Genomic DNA, 19,507 nt, shown 5'->3' with positions numbered 1-19,507 from the left:
AAAGAATTTTCTGTGAGTCAGTCTAAAACAAACTATGTCCTTTTTGTACTTTATCAGTATACGTATTCTTAGCGATGCTGTCAATCCTACTTTTTGATTTTTCATTGTTTGCGGTCTACGTTTTCCTTGCTATAATCAAGAAAGAATCCAAAAGGAGGCAAAATAATGGAAACGTATTTTGGAACCGAAGAATGGATAAAAGCCAGCAGTTACGTTTTACGTTATGACGTATTCGTGTTAGAGCAAGAAATACCTGCTCATTTAGAATTTGACGGTAAGGATGCCTATTACCCGAACCTTGTCATGATCCATAACGAACAGCCAATTGCTACCTTGCGTTACCAAAAACAAAGCGATGAGCAAATCCAATTTGATCGTTTTTGTGTCGCAAAAGACTGGCGCAAACGTGGGATTGGCAGAGAAATGCTTCAATTGGCAGAAAAACGAGCAATAAATGAAGCATTCAAAGAAATCTATTTGATTGCAGAGCTCCCCGCCGTTCCTTTCTACGAAAAGCAAGGCTATCAGAGTTTCTCAGACCCACTGATCGAAGACGGTATCCTTTGTCAACAGATGCGAAAACAGTTCTCCTAATATGAACTGTTTATTCATAAAAAAATCAGCCCCAAAACCAAAAATAGATTTACTATTTAGGTTTTTGGGGCTGATAGTCAAGGGCAGCGTGATTCGCTCATGACTGCTTTTATTTGTTGGAATTCTTTTTATTTTTTCTGGCTGTACGCGTTTGTTGACGTTTTTCGATCTTACGGTCTTTTTTATTTTTCTCCGCAATTGCCCAGTCGATTTTTTTCTTGTAACCAGGTTTGATCTTTTTCTTTTTCTTTTTGACTAAACCAATCAGTGTTGGGTCAAGACTATCTTTTGATTTTTCTCGTTTCGTCCGACGGTTACGGTCATAGGTTTTAACGATTTCACCATTTTTGATTTCCATTGGCTCAAAGACAACCCCGATTTTTTCGATGCCTTCGATCAATGGCTCATCACTTGGTGCATATAAAGTGATCGCTGTTCCTTTTAAGCCATTTCTACCAGTACGACCGACACGGTGGATAAAGAAATCTAGATCTTCTGGAACCTCCGCATTGATGACATGAGAAACACCTTCGATATCAATACCACGAGCAGCTAAGTCTGTCGCAACTACATATTGATACTCTAAGTTTTGCACTTGGCGCATCACACGCTTACGTTCACGAGGAGTGATATCTCCATGGATCTTCGCTATTTTCAGTCCTTGGTTTTTCAAGTAATCAGCGATTTCATCTACATGTTGTTTCGTGTTTGCAAAGACGATTGCTAAATAAGGATGCCCGATCGTCAGTAATTGATAGATCGTTTGATTCTTATCTTTTCCTTTTGTTGAAACTAACCAATTCTCGATATCTTCTGAGATCACTGCTTTTGGCTTGATTTCTTCGATGATTGGATTTTCCATATATTTACGCAAGAATGGGCGTAATTTTTCTGGAATCGTTGCTGAGAAAACTAAAAATTGTAATTTTTCTGGCAAGCGGCTAGCGATTTGATCAACTTCATTCAGGAATCCCATATCTAAGGTCATATCTGCTTCATCCACGATGAAAGCAAAGGCTGTATGGATCTTTAAAGCTTGCTCATTCATCATGTCAAGGATACGCCCTGGTGTACCGACAACGATTTGCGGTTGTTGGTGATTCAAGCGATTTAATTGACGTTGTTTGTCTGTTCCGCCGACAAAATTCGATACGCGAATCTCTGGATCGGAAAACTTAGCGATTTGAACAGCAGCTTCATAGATCTGTGTCGCCAGTTCACGACTTGGTGCTGTGATCACCACTTGGACTTCTTCTTTATTGGCATTGATTTTTTGAAATAGAGGCAAAAGAAACGTATGCGTTTTTCCTGAACCAGTTTGTGATTGTCCGATGATATTTTTCCCTTTTAAAATCAAAGGAATCAATCGTTCTTGCACTTCTGTTGGTTGTTGGAACCCTTTTTCTGCTAACGCTTCGTTGATAAACGGATGAAAATTGAATTGTTTAAAATGACTCATTTCGACACCTCTTCTCTTTGTATTTTTCACGACTTTGGAATTATACCATAAATTTGCTTATTTTGCTTGAAAAGGTCAGGCTTTTCTATCTTTGATCGTACTGATCGTGTAAGTATGACTCGCTTTCTCATAGAATAAAACTCTCTTTTTGCGGATAAAAGATAAGAATAGATTCAGACCGAAAATGAACTGTGCGACCAAGGTACATAAGAAAATGAACACTGCACTCATCTGTGTGACACCAGTCGCTTGATTGATGACTGGACCAACTAATTGACTCAACCAGCCTAGCCCATAAAACAAGAAATAGAGATACGCATAGCGAATGAACAACGCACGAAATCTGATTCGTTCTCTGCCATCTTCAACTAGCTTGATCCGGACGATTTTTTTTCCAAGTGTTCTGCCATTCGTTAAGAAAGGAAGGATCATGAAATAGAGAAAGACTTGCACGAACAACCACCAACTGTAGGAAGTGAACTCGCTACTTCCAAACGATAATCCGGCTACCAATCCGATGATCGACGAACAAATAGATAAGAAAAACCAATCGATCAAATAGGCAACCAGACGGCGTGTCAAAGAGACTGTCTTGCCTTTTTCATACGATACTTCATCCATTCTCGCTCTTGTTGGCAACATAAACGTAAAGATTGGCGTCACAAGATAGCCAAGCATTCCGCCAAATGTATTCGTTAGTAAATCATTGACATCGAATAATCGATACGGACGTGGATAGATAAAGTAAAGACCTGTTAATTGTGTCAACTCAAAAAATAGAGAGAGGCAGAAACTTGCAAAGACCGTTTTGACAAAGGACAGTCGGAAATAATACCTTAAATAGATGCCAAACGGTAAGAGTAAAAAGACATTGAATAATGGCTCTAAAAAAACACTTTGTCGCATCGCAGGTAAATAGGTACTCGGATCGGACAAGACGAGGACTGTATTCGATCTGAAGTTCTCCCAAGACGCAAATAGGTGTAATTCCATTTTTGGACCTGTCATTTGCGCAACAGCTTCCTTAGTAGGTAAAGGTAAAATCACTAAAAAGTAAGCACATAATAGATAAAAGACAAATGAATATAAAATGACCGCTCTAGTTAGGAGAAACGTTCCATACTTTCGGTATTCATAAATAAAAAAGATAGCAGAAATCGCCAATGCGAGAAAAGGAAAGACAATCAACGCAAAACGAATCGGCTCGATATAACTTGCCATAAAACAAAAAGACCTCCTTTGAATACAGTTATCTTAGCAATATTGGTGAAAAGAATGCAAGTAATGACTAAATTATTTTTAAATTCCTATCAATTGAAGTATGATTATTATGAGGAGGCGATTCATTTTGCTTAATATTTATTTTGTATTTGGTGTTCCAGCATTTTTACTTATTCTGTATTTAGTCTTTGCATTGATTCGTAAGCGGACATCGATCCATTACTTAGGCTTTATTCTATTGATCATCGCAGGCTTTATGCTTGTTTTCAACTTACAGACATGGCAACAAGCAGTCTCTGAGCTTTCACATACTTCAAGTGCAGAACTTTCTGCAGAACTTGGCTATTCTGTCTATTTGATCTGGGTGCCGATTGGAATTGCTACTTTATTATTTTTGTTGAATATCTTCCGAGCTTTGTTGAGGATCAAGCAAATTCGAAAAAAAAACAAATAGAAAGACGAGGTCAAGCCAGAAGTGTTTAACCTCAAAAAATAAGGCGTCATCCACGAAAATTGTTTTTCAACTTTTTGTGGATGACGCCTTATTTTACGAAGAACTTCCTTCTGTTCCCGCCGTCTATTTGATTTTAGATGACGCAAGAGGACGAATGGTCAAGACATGTCTTTTGATTTAATTATCGGTTACGCCAAGTTTGTGCATCAAGTGAATCATCGCCCACAAACCATTCTTTGTAGAACTCCTCTAGAAATTCACGCATGAACGCTTCACGTCGTTTTGCTTCTTGCTTCGCAAATTCCGTATTCATTTGATCTGGCAGTAACAACAATTTTTCATAAAAATGATTGATGACTGTCGAACCTTTACGATACTCTTGTTTGTTCGTATAATTGATTGGCTGGATAACTGGGTCAAAAATCGGATGCCCCTTATGTCCTCCATAATATGCTGTACGTAAGATACCCATCGCACCTAACGCCTCTAAACGATCTGCATCCTGTACGATCTTGCCTTCTAAGGACAATTCGACGTTATCAGACAAACTTTTTGAAAAAGACATATTTTCGATGATATGAAAGATTTGATGAATCTCTGATTCTGCCACTCCGATGTTTGCCAAAAAGACTCTGAGTCTTTCTTTCGCTTGCTCTTCATCTTCGACCACTTTATCATCGATCGTATCGTGTAGATATGCCGCTGCCAGCGTGATAAAAGAATCGGCTTGCGGTAGTGTCTCAAGGACTTGTCGAGAAAGTTCGACTACTCGATTCGTATGGTCCACACCATGTCCTGAACGATCCAAAGACAATTGTGCCATGCTGTAGTTAGCAATTTCACTTAATTTATCCACTGCCGCTTTCACCTTCTATTAGAGAATTTTTTAGACTTCTTCAACACCATAAACGCTAAAGTAAAGTTTTCGCATAAAATCGATCAAGTACTGCGGATTCAATGCTTCTCCTGTCGCATCTTGGATCAATTGATTTGGTTTTCTTGATGCGCCGTACTGATGGATTTTTTCTGTCATCCACTCTTTGATCGGTGAGTAATCATCAGAAGCTAAAATCTCATCAACAGCGATATCTTTTTTCATTGCATGTAATAATTGTGCAGCATACATGAATCCTAACGCATAAGATGGGAAGTAACCAAAACTTGCACCTGACCAATGGACATCTTGCAAGATCCCTTCTAAATCGTTTGTTGGACGGATACCTAAATACTCTTCATATTTTTGGTTCCATACTTCTGGTAATTTCTCAACTTCTAACCCTTCATTGAACATCATTTTTTCGATCTCATAACGTATAATGATGTGTAATGGATACGTCAAACTGTCTGCTTCGATCCGAATCAAGCTTGCTTTTGTATACTGTAATGAACGATAGAAATCATCAAAAGAAATATCATCAAAGGTTCCTTCAGCACACTCTTGGAAGAATGGGTACTGCTTTTCCCAGAAACTGCGGTTGCTGCCGACAATGATTTCATTGAAAAGTGATTGCGACTCATGGATGCCCATTGATGTGCCTTCGCCTACTGGTGTATACGTATATTTTTCATCAATATTTTGTTCATACATCCCGTGTCCGGCTTCATGGATTACTCCAAACGTTGCCATTTTGAAGTCCTCTTCATTCCAACGTGTCGTGATGCGGACATCATTACGGTTGATCCCGATCATAAATGGATGGATCGTGTCATCTAAGCGACCTCTAGAAAAATCATAGCCTAACTGTTTGATCACACCGACTACAAAGCGTTTTTGTTGTTCCTTCGTCATTTTACGTGAAAGAAAATCCGTTTCGGGTGCTGTTCCTTTTTCGACTAAGGCTTGACGGATGGACATAATACCTTCTTTGACTTGGTCAAATACTTGGTCTAAGATCTCTACAGTCATTCCTGGCTCATATTGATTCAACAGCACATCATAGTCTGTTTTCTCCTCTTTACGCCAATATGGGATCAACTGTTTTGTGATCTTGATGTTCTCAGATAACGCGGATTCAAAATCAGCAAATTGGTTTGATTCACGCGATTCTTGCCATTTTGTGTGGGCTTTAGAAGTCGCAGAAGTTAATGCAATCATCAATTCTTCCGGTACTTTATGCTCTAATTCATAGTCTTCTTTGACTTTCTCAAAAACCGTTTTTCCGACTTCAGACAACTCGTCAGGGTGCGCAGAGAAGTATTCGATTGCTTCTGCGATTTTCGGTCCGACTTTTTTTGAGAAATATAGCCCATATAAATAACTGTTGACTTCACTGCGTTCTTCACTTGATTTTTCTGGCATACCTGTTTGGATATCCCAGTCCAATACTGTTAACGCTTGACTCATTAAATCGATTTCTTTGACTTCTTTCAAAAATTCCTTTTCATTCATCCAAAAATCCTCCAACTTATCCTAGTTATCATTTATCCAATAGTTATCGCTCACTTACATTTACTACATTTCCTTTGCGTTGATTAATTCAAACCGTTCAACAGCAAGGGGCATCTCTTCATAAAATTCTTTTCCAATTTGGGGCATTAATTCCCTAAAAAATTTTTTATGAACTTTATACCAGTAATCATAGCTCAAATCACCCTCACCCTCAGCACGGGCAATTTCTTCTGTTACTTCATTCATCGGCATTATCGTCATATCTGTATATTTTATGATGCCTACAGGTTCGTCTTTACTATTTAAAACAATGGTATAACTTCCAATTTTAGACAAAGGGTCTTCATCGTAATACAGGCATTCATCGTATGATGAACATGACGCCGTTTTGATCCCCTTTAAAATCAAGTCTGCCAACTCATCTGCCATCGGTGTTCCTTCCCAACCCCACTGCTCTGCAGTAACATTTGTTGGAGGGAGTTCACCTTGCCAAAATTCTTTCCAATACTTTTTTGCTTGTTCATTCATTTTCAATTCCTCCAAAAATCATAGGGTCAAAGGTCTTAAAGTCCCAACCATGTTTTTTAGGTGTCCATACTTATATCCTAGTTATTCGTTTTCAGTCCGTTCTTTTCTTGGTGGACGAGTTCCCCAATATTGGAACAGATCTGTGCGCAATGCACCATTGTATAATTTACGTTTTTTTGTTGCTTTTTGTCCGTAAAATTCTTCAAATGCCAAATCACTTGTCAAGATGTACTTACTCCACGTTTTCAATGGCCGGAAAACCTCACCCATTTCTTTGTAGAGACGACGAACGGATTCTTCTTCGCCTAAGCGTTCACCATAAGGGGGATTAGCAACGATCACGCCGTATTCTTTTTCCGTTTTGAAGTCCTTCACTGCCCGTTGTTGGAAGGTGATGGAATCGCCTAAACCGATCTCTTCCGCATTGGCTCTGGCGATACCGATCAATTGACCATTGATATCAGACCCAGTGATATCTAATTCGATATCATAATCTGCCTGTTCTTCTGCTGCTGCACGAACTTTTTCCATGATAGCCGGATCGAACCAATCCCACGTCTCACACACAAATTCACGATTGAAACCAGGGGCGATATTATGACCGATCAGTGCAGCTTCGATACACAGTGTTCCTGAACCACAAACTGGATCATAAAACGGACGATCTTTTCGCCAGTTCGTCAACATCACTAAAGCTGCTGCCATATTTTCTTTTAATGGGGCACCACCTTTTTCTAAACGATAACCGCGTTTGAATAAACTTGGACCAGTCGTATCAAGGGTCACTAACACATGATCTTTCAGTAAAGCAACTTCTAGTTGGAAATGTGCGCCGGTTTCTGTCAACGGCACAGTAGACGGACGATGATAATACGTACGTAGTCTTTCAACAATTGCTTTCTTAGTGATGGCTTGACAGTCTGGTGTACTATAAAGCGTCGATTTGATCGATTTTCCTGCAACAGGGAAAGAGGCGTCTAACGGAAGGTAGTCTTCCCATGGTAACGCTTTGACTTGCTCGAATAATTCATCAAACGTACGGGCATCAAATTCACCCACGATGATCTTGATACGATCTGCTGTACGTAACCACAGATTTGTTGTAGCAATCGTTTCCATCGTTCCTTTGAAACGCGCACGACCATTTTCGACTTGGCACTCAATGCCAAGATCTCTAAGTTCTTTTCCTACTAATGCTTCTAGCCCGCTTGCCGCTGTCGCTATTAAATTGAATTCTCTATTTTTATCCATTGTATTCTCCTTATCAATCAAAAAAGAGGCATGATGACCTTCGTCCTCTATAATCAAACAAATGGTGTGGCAGAAGCAGCCCTTAGAAAATAAGCAATAACACCCAAAAATACGATAAGTTATTTTCGTATGTTGCTGCTTATTTCTTGGAGCTGTGCGCTTCCGTCACACCCTCTTCTAAATTCCCTACATCCGATCTTTTCAATGTGAAAAGGCCTGACGTAGAAAAAAAGCTATTCTTAGTACTGACTTTTTAGGCTGTTATTCGCCTATCGATTTATTCCCTGAAGATGTGGTTTTCTATAAGCCATGTTCTGTACTTTGTTTTTCCAGGGAGAAAAAACAAAGCGGTAACCATCTATCTGCAGATCAACTGCCCTTTTGTCTCGTTCTGATTCCCCGACAAAAAGCGCCCCTACCGTTGTTTGGGTTGCTCGCTCGAGGGGTTTACCGCGTTCCACCGAACAAGTTTCCTCATTCGCTTCGTCACTGTGGCACTTTCAAGGATACTGAAGCATAGCCGAAACCTTAGCTTGTTTTCCTGCCGTTACTCTAAAAGAGTACCTTAGCTTATTTTTTCGCTAAGCACGAACACTACAGGCATCACAGCCTGTGCGAGCATGGACTTTCCTCAGTCTGGTCAAAGCCAGACCGCGATTACCCGAAAACCACAAATCGATTCATTGCTTAAAACTGACGTGTTGCTTCGTTGTCATGTTCATTTGTTGATGTATAGTTGTTTGGATTAGGTGTTACTGGTGGTACATTTCCTGCTTGTGCATCTAATTTTTTACCAAATACTTCACGTTCAAGATTTGATAGACGTTTTAAAATATCAAAATTCGTTACTGCCGCACTTTTAGGAGTTTCTGTTTGTTGTGCACGACTTGGAGCTGCTCCTTGGTTTTTCGACAATTGAGCGACTTTTGCACTTAATTTATCGTTTTCTTCTTGTAAAGCAAGGAGTTGTTTGCTGTAATTCTCATAATCTTTGATAATATTGTCTAAGAATTCGTCCACTTCGATCGGATCATATCCGCGCATTTTTGTTTTGAATTCTTGTTGTAAAATGTCTTTAGGACTATAAATCAAATTCGCCATATTTACACCTCTAGTTCTCATTTACGTATTAACGTTTCTACTTTTTTATTGTATCGGAAAAGACTTGATAAATCAAACACTATATTATTTTATTCACTAAAATTTTGCAAATCATCCATGCTGACGGTTCGAATCTCATAAGGATGACTCCCTTGATATTTTTGTGCATCCTTAAAAAAATAGTCTGTTTTTCCAGGATATTCTGGATCATAAATCAATAGTGTTCCGTCTGTATGTTGTAGAATAAATTGGGTATGATTTCTTAGTTGACTTGGTGATTGATAGGGTTGGTGACTCACCGACTCACGATAGTCAGAAAGCTGTTCTACCAGCCTTTTCTTTTCCTGATTGTTCTCATTCCAACCATTGCCAAACTCTGCAAACGGATAAATGATCCCAAGCTTCAATTCTGGATAATCCGTCTTCATTTCAGCGACGACTTCACCTGCCCATAATTCGACGCCCAAGTTACCGCTGATGATCACCCATTCCAATCCTTCTTCCACCAATTGGGTCAATTCATTTTTTAAAACTTTTTTAATAACTGTCATTTTAGGGTCATTATCTTTGAATATACCTAATTCAAAACTGCGATAACCAGAGATATACATTACTTTTATTGTATCCATTCCAGTTTCCTTTTCTTTCTCTGTGCTTTTTTGCTATAATGTGGCCTAGGAGAGTGATTCGATCATGGTTTTACGCTATCCAAATGGCCGTCCTTATATCAAGGATGCCTCGTCCAAAGAAAAAAAACAAGTAAAAAGGAACCCAAATACGGAGTTTGGCAATCGCGGGATGCGATTTGAAGAAGCCATCAATGAAAGCAACGAGTATTATCTGGCACATCAAATGGCCGTTATCCATAAAAAGCCAACACCGGTTCAAATCGTAAAAGTTGACTACCCTCGACGTAGTGCCGCTGTCATTAAAGAAGCTTATTTTACACAAGCTTCCACAACTGATTATAACGGTGTCTATCGAGGTTTCTATTTGGATTTTGAAGCAAAAGAGACAAAAAACAAAACTTCATTTCCATTTAAAAATTTTCATCCCCATCAAATCTCACATATGGAAGCTTGTCAAAAACAAGGAGGAATCTGTTTTGTCCTTTTATGGTTTTCTGCCTTACAGCGTTGTTTTTATTTAGATAGTACACATTTAGTCCACTATTGGCACGAACAACAGACACAAGGAAGGAAATCCTTGCCGCTTTCATTGATTGAAGAATTAGGAATCGAGATTCCAAGTGGCTTTGCCCCTCGTGTTCCATACTTGCAAGCAATCGACCAGTACTTAGAATCTAATGAAGGAGAACCAAAGAATGCCAACTAATCAAACGAGATCTTCTAAAAGAAGCACCTCCTCTTCTTCTCCAAAGAAAAGAGGAAAACAATCAACGAAAAAAGGCACTGGAAAAGATCGAAAAGGATTGATCACACGTATTCTTTTAATTGGTCTTTCCTTGATCTGTGTCGCTTTTCTCGCAGGGGTCGGGCTTTTTTGGTTTTATGCCAAAGATGCTCCCGCTCTGACAGACGAAAAACTGGATGCAACAGTTTCGTCAAAACTTTATACGAAAGATGGCGAGTTATTTGAGGATCTAGGAGCAGAAAAAAGAGAAAAAATTTCTGCCAATGAACTGCCAAAGACACTTGAAGATGCGATCGTTTCAGTCGAAGACCGAAGATTCTACAAACATATCGGTGTCGACCCTGTTCGGATCATCGGTGCCGCATTATCCAACTTTACATCTGGCGGCTTACAAGGTGGTAGTACGTTGACTCAGCAGCTGATCAAGCTCTCTTTCTTCTCAACTAGTACCGAAGACCAAACAATCAGACGTAAAGCCCAAGAAGCCTGGATGGCTGTCAGACTGGAACAAACGAAATCAAAACAAGAGATATTGACCTACTATGTCAACAAAGTCTATATGTCTAACGGTCTTTATGGCATGGAAACAGCGGCTCAATCTTACTTTGGAAAAACATTAAGCGAATTGAATTTACCGCAAACCGCGCTTTTAGCAGGAATGCCTCAAGCACCGTCAGCTTATGATCCTTACCAGTTTCCAGAGCAAGCAAAAAAACGTCGTGACACTGTCTTGTACACGATGCTCCAAAACGAAAAAATCTCTCAAACAGAGTACGATACAGCGATCAATACACCGATTACGGATGGGTTGCAAGAATTAACCCAAGAAGACACTAATACACGGATCGTCGACAATTATGTCAAAGAGGTCATCAATGAAGTCCATGCTAAAACAGACAAGAATGTCTATACCGATGGTTTAGATATTTATACGAACTTAGACTTGAATGCCCAAAAACACTTATATGATGTGGTGAATACAGATCAATACGTTGCATATCCAGATGATCAAATGCAAGTTGCCACAACGTTGATCGATGTCAATACTGGACAAGTCACCGCGCAGATCGGTGGAAGAAATATTCCGGATGATGTCGCTTTAGGTAATAATTTAGCTGTTAATACCTCTCGTGACTTTGGTTCAACCATGAAACCGATCACTGACTACGCGCCAGCATTTGAAGAATTGAACTATTCTACTGGCAAATTGATCGCCGATGCACCTTACAATTATGAAGGAACTTCTATTCCTGTTTCGAACTGGGACAACCGTTACATGGGAATGGTCACCTTGCGCCAAGCGTTATACCTTTCAAGAAACGTCCCGGCAGTCAAGCTCTTCAATGAAGTTGGCGCAGATAAAGTCGCTGAATTCTTGAGTAGCTTAGGGATCGAATATAGCACGATCCATCAGTCAAATGCGATTTCAAGTAATACTGAACAACAAGATGGGACGAAATACGGTGCTTCTTCTGAAAAAATGGCCGCAGCATACGCTGCCTTAGCAAACGGTGGCACTTACTATAAACCACAATACGTTAATCGGATCGTTTTCCAAGATGGCACTGAAGAAACGTTTGAACCAGAAGGAACAAGAGCGATGTCTGAAGAAACAGCGTATATGGTTACTGACATCTTGAAAGATACGATTACTCGCGGAACCGGTACGAATGCCGCAATCCCAGGGTTGATCCAAGCAGGTAAAACAGGAACATCTAATTATACGGACGAGGAATATGCTAAGTTAGGTACCTCAACGGGCGTTTATCCAGATATTTTATTTGCTGGTTACACACCGAATTATGCCATTTCTGTGTGGACGGGATACAATGATAAAATGACTCCGATCACTTCCACTGGAACAGATGTAGCTTCAGATGTTTATCGCGAATTGATGAAATTTGTCTCCGCAAATGTGACAAATACGGATTGGACGATGCCTAACGGACTGTACCGTTCTGGTGGTGAATTATTCTTTAGAAATGCATCATCATCTGGCAATTCAAACGCTACGGTGCCGTCAACGACGATTCCTTCTTCATCTGCGGTCGTCCCTGTAACTCCTGTTCCAGATTCTTCAACGAGCGAAACTGTTCCTGAGACTTCTACAAGCTCAACGACTGAACCTAGTAGCTCTGAACAGTCGACGCCACCAAGTAGTGAACCAACTGAACCAAGTAGTGAGCCTTCTACAGAACCACCAGCATCTTCTAGCGAGGAAGCACCACCTGAATCCTCTGCTACGCCGCCAAGTTCCGAAGATACAAATGCTGCTGGTGGTGACAGCGGGACACGAACTGCACCTTCTACTCGATCTTCGTCTAGAAACAGTAGTGATTGACCATAGAAAAAAGCCATCCTCTGCGGATGGCTTTTTTGTTTACTCGTTTTCTGTCATTTTTCAACGCTCATTTCCCTACTAGATCGATCATTTTAAGTATTCAATAGGATAGTTTCGTTTTCTAGAAAACAAAACTACTCCCCCAGAAATACCAATCAACAGATAACCTAAGAAAACAATTCGTTGATTTACTACTGTTCCTGTTTCGGGTAGATTTTGTTTTGTGATCGCAGAAAGATCAGCGACTAGTGTCTGGTGCTTATTTGCTTCTTTTGTTTCTTCAACAGTTGATCCAATCGTACCAGATACTCTGATATTGTGAGTGGAGTGCACCTCTTCTGCCTTGACTATGGTTGAACAGGATAAGCTGATAATAAAAAGTATTTGTAGTACCGATAAAACTTGCCATTTTTTACTTCTAGACTTCCTCATCGTACTATCTGATAGTAGATTTTCCATTCGCTTTATTCCTCTACTGCAAAATTCAATACTAGTTTAAAGCTCGGATTACTTTCTACGGAAGCATTTCTCGGTGTCGCATCCCCACTAAATTGGAAGTTACCGACTGTATGATTCCCCTCATTACCAGATAAGGTGAATAAAGGCGTAGCTGTAACTGTCGAAACTCCTTTGTTGAATAATTCGATCGTGTTGATCGTTAGTCGATCCACTTCGCTCATTTCTTTGACTTCTGTCACATTTGAGACGGAAGCCCGCACACTTAGCGCAGAATGGTTCGTCACGTGATAAGCCGGAGAAGTAATCTTTTTATGCTCAGATTCTTCTGTTGTCCGGAAAATAGCTGTCGTCGGTAGGGTCACATTGATCCATTGATCGAGATTTTCTGGATTTGGACCAGGCTTTGTATTATCAAATTCACCGATGATCCCCTTTATAGTGATATCTCCAGAAGTTGCACCTTCTCGCCCATCGATGGTTTGGACTGGACTAGCAAAAGCGGTAATTCCACTAATACATACTCCTGTAATTGTTAGAATACTTAACACTAATTTTGTTGCTTTTTTCATTTAGGTAGCCTCACTTAAATTGGATTAATTTTTTATCAATATGCTGATTTCTGCTTCGGTTACGCCTTGTTTTTCTTTGGTTTCTGGATCATAGATATTGACTGTCGCTGTTGCTGGATATTCTCCTTTTTCTAAAGGTCGCTTCAAATACACCGCTTCAATCAATTGATTGGGATAAATCGCGCCAGAAGAATAAATCACTTCTTTCGTATCATTGATCGTAATATCGACCGCAATCGGATAAACATTCGTGCCAGGATTGACGATTTCGATCGATCCACGACTTCTGCCATTTTCGAAAACTGCTTCTGGGTTGATCTGCAAGGTGAAATAATTTGCATCTGCTAGTTCTTGCGCACGCTCAGAAATCCGTTGATCACTCGCATCACTGATTTCAGGTAACAAATCCGCGCTGATAACTGGAGTGGGTTCTTTGTGACCAAACCAATACCAACTAGCAACAGCCATCACCATTAAAGAAACAAACAATAATAAGACACCGTTCTTCCGTCGTTTCTTTTGTTGATTCCTTCGTTTTGTTTTACTCATTGGTTGAACGTCTCCTAGTCATTATCATTCTTTTATCTCGTACATCTATGCCCGCTATCTGGGAACAAATCGTAAAATCATACGATAGGTGGGAACGAATGAATCTTGATAATAGCCCCCTTGTTCATTGTCACTTTCCGAGATCCACTTAGGATATGGCCCATAAAATCGACCGGTCAAATGGAAAGGGACACTTGAATATGGTGCAACTTGTGCCAGGCGTTGTTCACTTCTTCGTTCATATAAAGAAATTTTGGTTTCATTAGACATCAACTGTAATTCCAATAATGGTTGTTTGATATCAGAGAAGTTTTTCGGTTGTCCTTCTTGCAATGGCGCGTGATCTAAAGGATTTTCATCCTCTCTTAACAAGGTGACCCCTGCATCATCTTCAACAATGAACTGATTCACATACGTATCAACAGAAAGATCTGAATGATTACGGATCTCGTAATCTGGACTAACAAATTCACGATTAGTTTCCTCGCCTTGGTAGAGGGATTCGAACACCATTTTCGTCGGTATGGAAACTTTTAGATGATGGATCTTCGAGCTAACATCAATGCCTATTGTAAACTGATAGGCTTTGTTCCCTACTTGAAATGTAGCAAAATACGTGCCATCGTCCACTTCATCCTTGGTTAAATCCGTAGCTACGATTTTAATTTCCTGACTGCGATCGTCCTGTGTCAAAACATCGTGTGCTGTTGCCTGACTTTCCTTCAGAATCAATTCATGGAGTTCTGCTTCACTGGTTAAGCCCTCTAACTTCTTACGTTTTAATGTGAAGTGATTTGCAGTGTAGTCGATCCCTTTGATTACCTTTTCGTCAATCGTCAAATCACCAGTTGTTTCGACGGATGGTTTAGCAATAGCGAGCTTTACCTGTGTGTCTGTTGCTAAACGCTCATTTTCTGCTAAGGGTATCTCAAACTGTCGAATCCGTTGATCTGCATCTTGGTAATCTCCCCACTTGATCCTCGGTGATTCTTTAGTTACACTGACTGTTTGTCCCGCTGTATTTTGGTAAGTGATTGTTCGACTATCCGTTACTTCTGTCATCCAGCCAGTGATTGCTGTTGATTGGTCACTTAATGGCTCTAATGCTGCCACTAATTCTTCCGGACGAGAACGTTCCCATACATAAGTTCCTGGATGATTTCCGTCATAATTTGCCATAAATTCGTTTGAATTCTCAAACGCGATTGTTCGAACTGAACTATCCAAACTTTCTTCAAGCACCCATCGCCCTGTATATTCCGCTGTCGGAACGATAGTTCGTAAGCTGGTATTTCCGATAACTGATTCTTCTCCTAATTTAAGGGATGAAAGTCTTGATGCAAGATGGAACATGCCCCTAATATCTTTATTTCTTGTGTCCCAATTACTCAAATCTAATTCAGTTAGTGAAGAGGAAGACATAAATAAATTCGTCATACTGGTCACATTCTCAACATTCCATTGACTGACATCAAGGTCCGACAAGCTATATGTCCAAGCAAATGCGTGGCTCATATTCGTCACATTAGACACATTCCATTGACTGACATCTAACTTTCTTAAATTGCTCATCCATGCAAATGTGTGACTCATGCTAGTTACATTAGACACATCCCATTGACTAATATTGAGCTCTTTTAGTGCTGTTGTACTTGCAAACATTCTGCTCATATTCGTAACTCCGGATGTATTGAACTTTCCTGCATCTTCAATACTTTTCAACTGATTTAACTCGTAAAATAAAGATGCGCTATTTTCTGGTAAAAATACTTCATTGATGACACGAATAGTTTCAACTTCTGAGTGAACTTTCCATGGCGCTTCTGGGACCGATCCAGCGATTCCACCATACAAATGGATCGTTTTCGTTGCCTCGTCGTATTCCCAAGGGACAGTTCCCCATAACTCCTGATTCTTCCGATAGATATAGGTGACTATCTGCTCAATATTCGTGAAAACCCCTGTTGCATTTTCCGGTGTAACAAGCAATTCCCACCCTTCGATTTCTTTTGCTTCTGTACGATATGCTTCTCCGCTAAATCCCGTTAAAATATCACTTTGCGCTAACTCATTACCCTCTTCGTCCACATACCTTACGACGACACTGCCTTGTTCCAAGCGTTCAAAATTAGCTTGAACGCTCACAGGTCCCGTACCCATTCGTAAACTGGTATTCGCCAGATTACTATTCGTTATGGTTGCACCATTTTGGGTTCGAAACTGCCAATTGACAAAACGATAACCGGTAGCTGGATTTGCATTCAAATTGATGGTTGCTCCTTGGGCAGCGGATGAAGCTGAAACCGTAGGATTGCCACCAATCGTTGGATTTGCCTGCACACTCACACTATGGGTGATTTGTTCGTAGACTGCTCGAATGGACGAATCTCCTGCCCCCATCGTAATGGATGTACTTTGACTCGTTCGGTTTGCAATAGTCGCGTTTCCAGAAACAGGCTCCCATTGAACAAAGCGATATCCATTCGAAACGTTGGCATGGATCGTGGTCGTTTCACCTTGTGCCAGTATTGTTTGATCCGCTCTTGGATTTCCTCCAGCATTTGGAGAAGATTGAAAGGTTAAGTTGTACACTCGCTCATAAACCGCTCGAATCCTTGCTGTCGCACTTATCGGTCCTGTAGGTCCGCCACCTGTATTGAGATTTGTTACCTCTGCATTTGGGTTTTGTATAGAAACGCCATCACTGGATACTAATTCCCATTGAACAAAACGAAATCCTGGATTCGGATTCGCATGTATGGTATACACCGTTCCAAGTGGTGGCATCTGATTACTACTTGTACGGTAAGGATTTCCACCTTCTGACGGACTTGTTTCAAATGTAATCGTTACATCTCTAGCTAAGTCTACCCTTGCCTCATTCTGGATTTCATTAGCGGGTTCACTGGTTTCTGATCCATAAACAAAATGAAAAGGTAGATGAGACAATAGAACAACGAATACGGTCAATAAAATGATAGTTTTATTATGATTAATTCTACTTTTCATTGGTGCTCCTTAATGATTAACTGTTGGAATAAATAAACATATCGATCTTTTTCTTTTAATGAATGGTTCCGAATAAAAAACATCTGTCATTATTTTACACACTGATCAGTGATATCTCCTATTGATAAAATTGATATCAATAGGAGACCCGTTTTTATGCTCGTAATTCCTTATGTGAAGAACTACGTAATTTGTCCGTATTCTTTTGTTGCATGATTTCTGCTGATTTGCTTATGCTTGCTTCCATTTTGTTTTGCAGTTTACTAGGACCAGGAATACTTGTAGCCAAGGAAGGCGATAACGTTTTTTGAGTAAGTCTTCGCTGCTTCACTTCATGAGAAGTCCCTGTGCGTTCACTCACATTGAATAAAGCCTCTGCTTTTGTGAAATCGCCTTTCATAGCTAGTGATCGAGCTTCTCTTATAATATTCAATTCGTTTTTTAATTCATGGATCTGATTTTTTAATTGACGATATTTTTCGCGATTAAAAATATACTTACTAAAAAAATTGATTCGCTGTTTTTTACTTTGTAATTCGGCTAATTCATTTTGTTTCGTGTTGACTTTCATACTGTATTTCTCTAAATTATGATTTTTTACAATTGTATCTTTTAATTCATGGATTTTTTCAATAGCGGAATGAGTATCTCGATGGTAGCCTTGGTCTTCTTTCCATTTTTCGATAAAAATTCCGAGTGCTAGTTCACTTTGTTTTTCATTTTTCTTAAACCTGCCATAGAACCCCCCGTCATTAAAACTATTTTTCATCTTCAGGTCATATCTTTTTTTATGCATGTCGATATTCTCACCTAATTCCTTGATGTTTTTTTCATCCTTTGATGAATCATACTTAAATTTATACTCCTCAAAAAAATTAGATAGTTTTTTAAATTGTTGGTCCAGATCGTGGTGGATCATTTTTTGAGCATTTTTTAAATCTTCTTTGTCGATCGTTGAGACCCCATTTGCTTGCCCAGCTATGCCTGTTTTATCTGTAAGTTCATGACTCTTAGCTGATTTGAGACGTTCACTTTCTCTTTCTCTGATCAACTGTGTTTTCTCCGCTTCTAATTTTTCATAGCGGGGATCACTCATATCTTTGATACGGTTTATTTGCGCTTGTTTCTCTGAAATTTTTTCCGTTAATTGGTGAATCTTTTTAGAATCAGTTTTTACTTCAGTTACTCTCGAGGTACTGGATGAAGCAGTCGGCTGTCTTTCATTCCGCGCAGCGATTTGTTGTCGCACCTTATTTCTCTCTGCTACTAAGCGATCGTATTCAGGATCATTGATATCTTTTATGCGTGCAATTCTTTGGTTTAATTTTATGAGTTGTTCATCCATTATCATTCCCACTTTCTTAAAGAAATCCTTTATCTGTCTTCGCGATATTATTTATGAACAAAATGACTTATTTCTTATTTTTATTTTTCTTTTGTAACGAACGTTTGAATCCCTCTGACGATCGAACACTCTCCAAATAAACGCGTTCTTGCTCTCTCTTGTTTTCTTCTATCCTTTTCGTTGTTTGGATTCGCTTAGTTTCGCGACCGTTTCTTCGTTGTTCATCACTCATACGCTCATATTCCATTCTTTCTCCTCCAATCAGGATGCCTCCAATTGATCATGAGAATTCTTTATGATCTTTGCAATGACGGTCTTCTAGTTAACTGATTATTTTTTGATAATTGATTGATTTTATTACTTTTACTGATTGCCTCTTTTTTTACTGTGGAAAAGCTCAATTTTTTGATTTTAGCAACAGATTGTTGTTTTGCCGCTTTCACTGTTTTGACTTCGGCTGATTTAATTCTTCGTTGTGAAGAGGTAGCACCAATACCGAGGGTCTTTATACTCTTTAATAGATCAAACTTCATGAAGTTCGCTCCTAATTTGTATAAAAACTGAAAAAGGTTCCGATTGGTTTTTGTTGCGATATTTTTTACAACAGGCGCTTTTTCTTTCGCAGCTTCCAACTTGACAGGTTGTTTTTTAGTTGCCTTCGTCGTATTAGCAGATGCTTCTAAAGGTGATTGCTCTTTTTCTTTCTTTTTTGTGATTCTATTTTTGATCATCTTCGTCACTTTGACGACAAATCTTCCTAAATATTTCAGTCCCATAAAACCAAATTTAGGTGTTTTCAACGATGTTTTTTGTAGCATTTTTACCTCTGGATCTGGCTGTTCATTGGTGATCATCGAACTCCTC

At 39.5% G+C, this 19,507-nt stretch carries 19 protein-coding genes and 1 other RNA gene; 4 read left to right on the top strand and 16 right to left on the bottom strand.

What is annotated here, in order from left to right:
• Window positions 1-165: 165 nt before the first annotated feature.
• Entirely contained in the window at window positions 166-594 is a 429-nt protein-coding gene (locus IGJ19_RS06545; protein WP_071867248.1) for a GNAT family N-acetyltransferase, read from the top strand.
• Window positions 595-703: 109 nt separating this feature from the next.
• Here the strand turns inward: IGJ19_RS06545 and IGJ19_RS06540 are convergent, their stop codons facing one another.
• Complete coding sequence (locus tag IGJ19_RS06540; protein WP_071867247.1) at window positions 704-2,053, bottom strand: DEAD/DEAH box helicase; 1,350 nt, start codon at window positions 2,051-2,053, stop codon at window positions 704-706.
• A gap of 75 nt (window positions 2,054-2,128) precedes the next feature.
• Complete coding sequence (locus tag IGJ19_RS06535; RefSeq protein ID WP_430604503.1) at window positions 2,129-3,274, bottom strand: VanZ family protein; 1,146 nt, start codon at window positions 3,272-3,274, stop codon at window positions 2,129-2,131.
• A gap of 127 nt (window positions 3,275-3,401) precedes the next feature.
• On the opposite strand from IGJ19_RS06535, the gene IGJ19_RS06530 reads away from it, so the two are divergent.
• Window positions 3,402-3,728, top strand: a complete 327-nt coding sequence (locus IGJ19_RS06530) for a hypothetical protein (RefSeq protein WP_019723502.1) — start codon at window positions 3,402-3,404, stop codon at window positions 3,726-3,728.
• A gap of 181 nt (window positions 3,729-3,909) precedes the next feature.
• On the opposite strand, the gene IGJ19_RS06525 is transcribed toward IGJ19_RS06530, so the two are convergent.
• The 7 genes from IGJ19_RS06525 to IGJ19_RS06495 form a co-directional block, all read right to left on the bottom strand.
• Window positions 3,910-4,584, bottom strand: coding sequence for an HD domain-containing protein (locus IGJ19_RS06525; RefSeq protein ID WP_430604502.1), 675 nt, complete (start codon window positions 4,582-4,584; stop codon window positions 3,910-3,912).
• Window positions 4,585-4,614: 30 nt separating this feature from the next.
• On the bottom strand, window positions 4,615-6,117 hold the full coding sequence (locus tag IGJ19_RS06520; protein WP_115357593.1) for a carboxypeptidase M32: 1,503 nt from the start codon (window positions 6,115-6,117) through the stop codon (window positions 4,615-4,617).
• Between the two features lie 63 nt (window positions 6,118-6,180).
• The gene (locus IGJ19_RS06515) at window positions 6,181-6,645 is read right to left on the bottom strand and encodes an ASCH domain-containing protein (RefSeq protein WP_071867242.1); all 465 of its coding nucleotides are present in this window, start codon (window positions 6,643-6,645) and stop codon (window positions 6,181-6,183) included.
• Between the two features lie 81 nt (window positions 6,646-6,726).
• Window positions 6,727-7,896, bottom strand: coding sequence for a THUMP domain-containing class I SAM-dependent RNA methyltransferase (locus IGJ19_RS06510; protein ID WP_115357591.1), 1,170 nt, complete (start codon window positions 7,894-7,896; stop codon window positions 6,727-6,729).
• Window positions 7,897-8,194: 298 nt separating this feature from the next.
• Window positions 8,195-8,565, bottom strand: an RNA gene (rnpB, locus tag IGJ19_RS06505) — RNase P RNA component class B.
• A gap of 18 nt (window positions 8,566-8,583) precedes the next feature.
• Window positions 8,584-8,997 carry a cell division regulator GpsB gene (gene gpsB / locus IGJ19_RS06500; protein WP_071867241.1) on the bottom strand — a complete coding sequence of 138 codons (414 nt, stop codon included), beginning with the start codon at window positions 8,995-8,997 and terminating at the stop codon, window positions 8,584-8,586.
• A gap of 89 nt (window positions 8,998-9,086) precedes the next feature.
• Complete coding sequence (locus IGJ19_RS06495) at window positions 9,087-9,626, bottom strand: DUF1273 domain-containing protein (protein ID WP_010735546.1); 540 nt, start codon at window positions 9,624-9,626, stop codon at window positions 9,087-9,089.
• Between the two features lie 64 nt (window positions 9,627-9,690).
• On the opposite strand from IGJ19_RS06495, the gene recU reads away from it, so the two are divergent.
• Window positions 9,691-10,332: a Holliday junction resolvase RecU gene (gene recU, locus IGJ19_RS06490; protein ID WP_071867240.1), complete on the top strand. Its 642-nt coding sequence runs from the start codon at window positions 9,691-9,693 to the stop codon at window positions 10,330-10,332.
• On the top strand, window positions 10,322-12,712 hold the full coding sequence (locus tag IGJ19_RS06485) for a PBP1A family penicillin-binding protein (RefSeq protein WP_071867239.1): 2,391 nt from the start codon (window positions 10,322-10,324) through the stop codon (window positions 12,710-12,712). Before recU ends, IGJ19_RS06485 begins: the two co-directional genes overlap by 11 nt.
• Window positions 12,713-12,799: 87 nt before the next feature.
• Here IGJ19_RS06485 and IGJ19_RS06480 read toward each other — a convergent pair whose 3' ends face one another.
• From IGJ19_RS06480 to IGJ19_RS06450, 7 genes are all read right to left on the bottom strand, one after another.
• Window positions 12,800-13,171, bottom strand: a complete 372-nt coding sequence (locus IGJ19_RS06480; protein WP_086334632.1) for an LPXTG cell wall anchor domain-containing protein — start codon at window positions 13,169-13,171, stop codon at window positions 12,800-12,802.
• Window positions 13,172-13,176: 5 nt separating this feature from the next.
• Window positions 13,177-13,740: a hypothetical protein gene (locus tag IGJ19_RS06475; RefSeq protein WP_071867237.1), complete on the bottom strand. Its 564-nt coding sequence runs from the start codon at window positions 13,738-13,740 to the stop codon at window positions 13,177-13,179.
• A 24-nt stretch (window positions 13,741-13,764) separates the two neighbouring features.
• Window positions 13,765-14,289: a hypothetical protein gene (locus IGJ19_RS06470; protein ID WP_086334630.1), complete on the bottom strand. Its 525-nt coding sequence runs from the start codon at window positions 14,287-14,289 to the stop codon at window positions 13,765-13,767.
• A 54-nt stretch (window positions 14,290-14,343) separates the two neighbouring features.
• Window positions 14,344-17,298: an InlB B-repeat-containing protein gene (locus IGJ19_RS06465; RefSeq protein ID WP_195513191.1), complete on the bottom strand. Its 2,955-nt coding sequence runs from the start codon at window positions 17,296-17,298 to the stop codon at window positions 14,344-14,346.
• A 154-nt stretch (window positions 17,299-17,452) separates the two neighbouring features.
• Window positions 17,453-18,643, bottom strand: coding sequence for a hypothetical protein (locus IGJ19_RS06460; protein WP_195513190.1), 1,191 nt, complete (start codon window positions 18,641-18,643; stop codon window positions 17,453-17,455).
• Window positions 18,644-18,710: 67 nt separating this feature from the next.
• Complete coding sequence (locus IGJ19_RS06455) at window positions 18,711-18,890, bottom strand: hypothetical protein (protein ID WP_071867233.1); 180 nt, start codon at window positions 18,888-18,890, stop codon at window positions 18,711-18,713.
• Between the two features lie 46 nt (window positions 18,891-18,936).
• Entirely contained in the window at window positions 18,937-19,497 is a 561-nt protein-coding gene (locus IGJ19_RS06450; RefSeq protein WP_071867232.1) for a hypothetical protein, read from the bottom strand.
• Window positions 19,498-19,507: the final 10 nt, after the last annotated feature.

The organism is Enterococcus sp. DIV1368b (assembly GCF_050529595.1).
In the GTDB taxonomy this organism is placed as follows: domain Bacteria; phylum Bacillota; class Bacilli; order Lactobacillales; family Enterococcaceae; genus Enterococcus_B; species Enterococcus_B mundtii.
The sequence above is the reverse complement of the archived record's forward strand: the minus strand, read 5'-3'. Positions and strand labels throughout refer to the sequence as shown.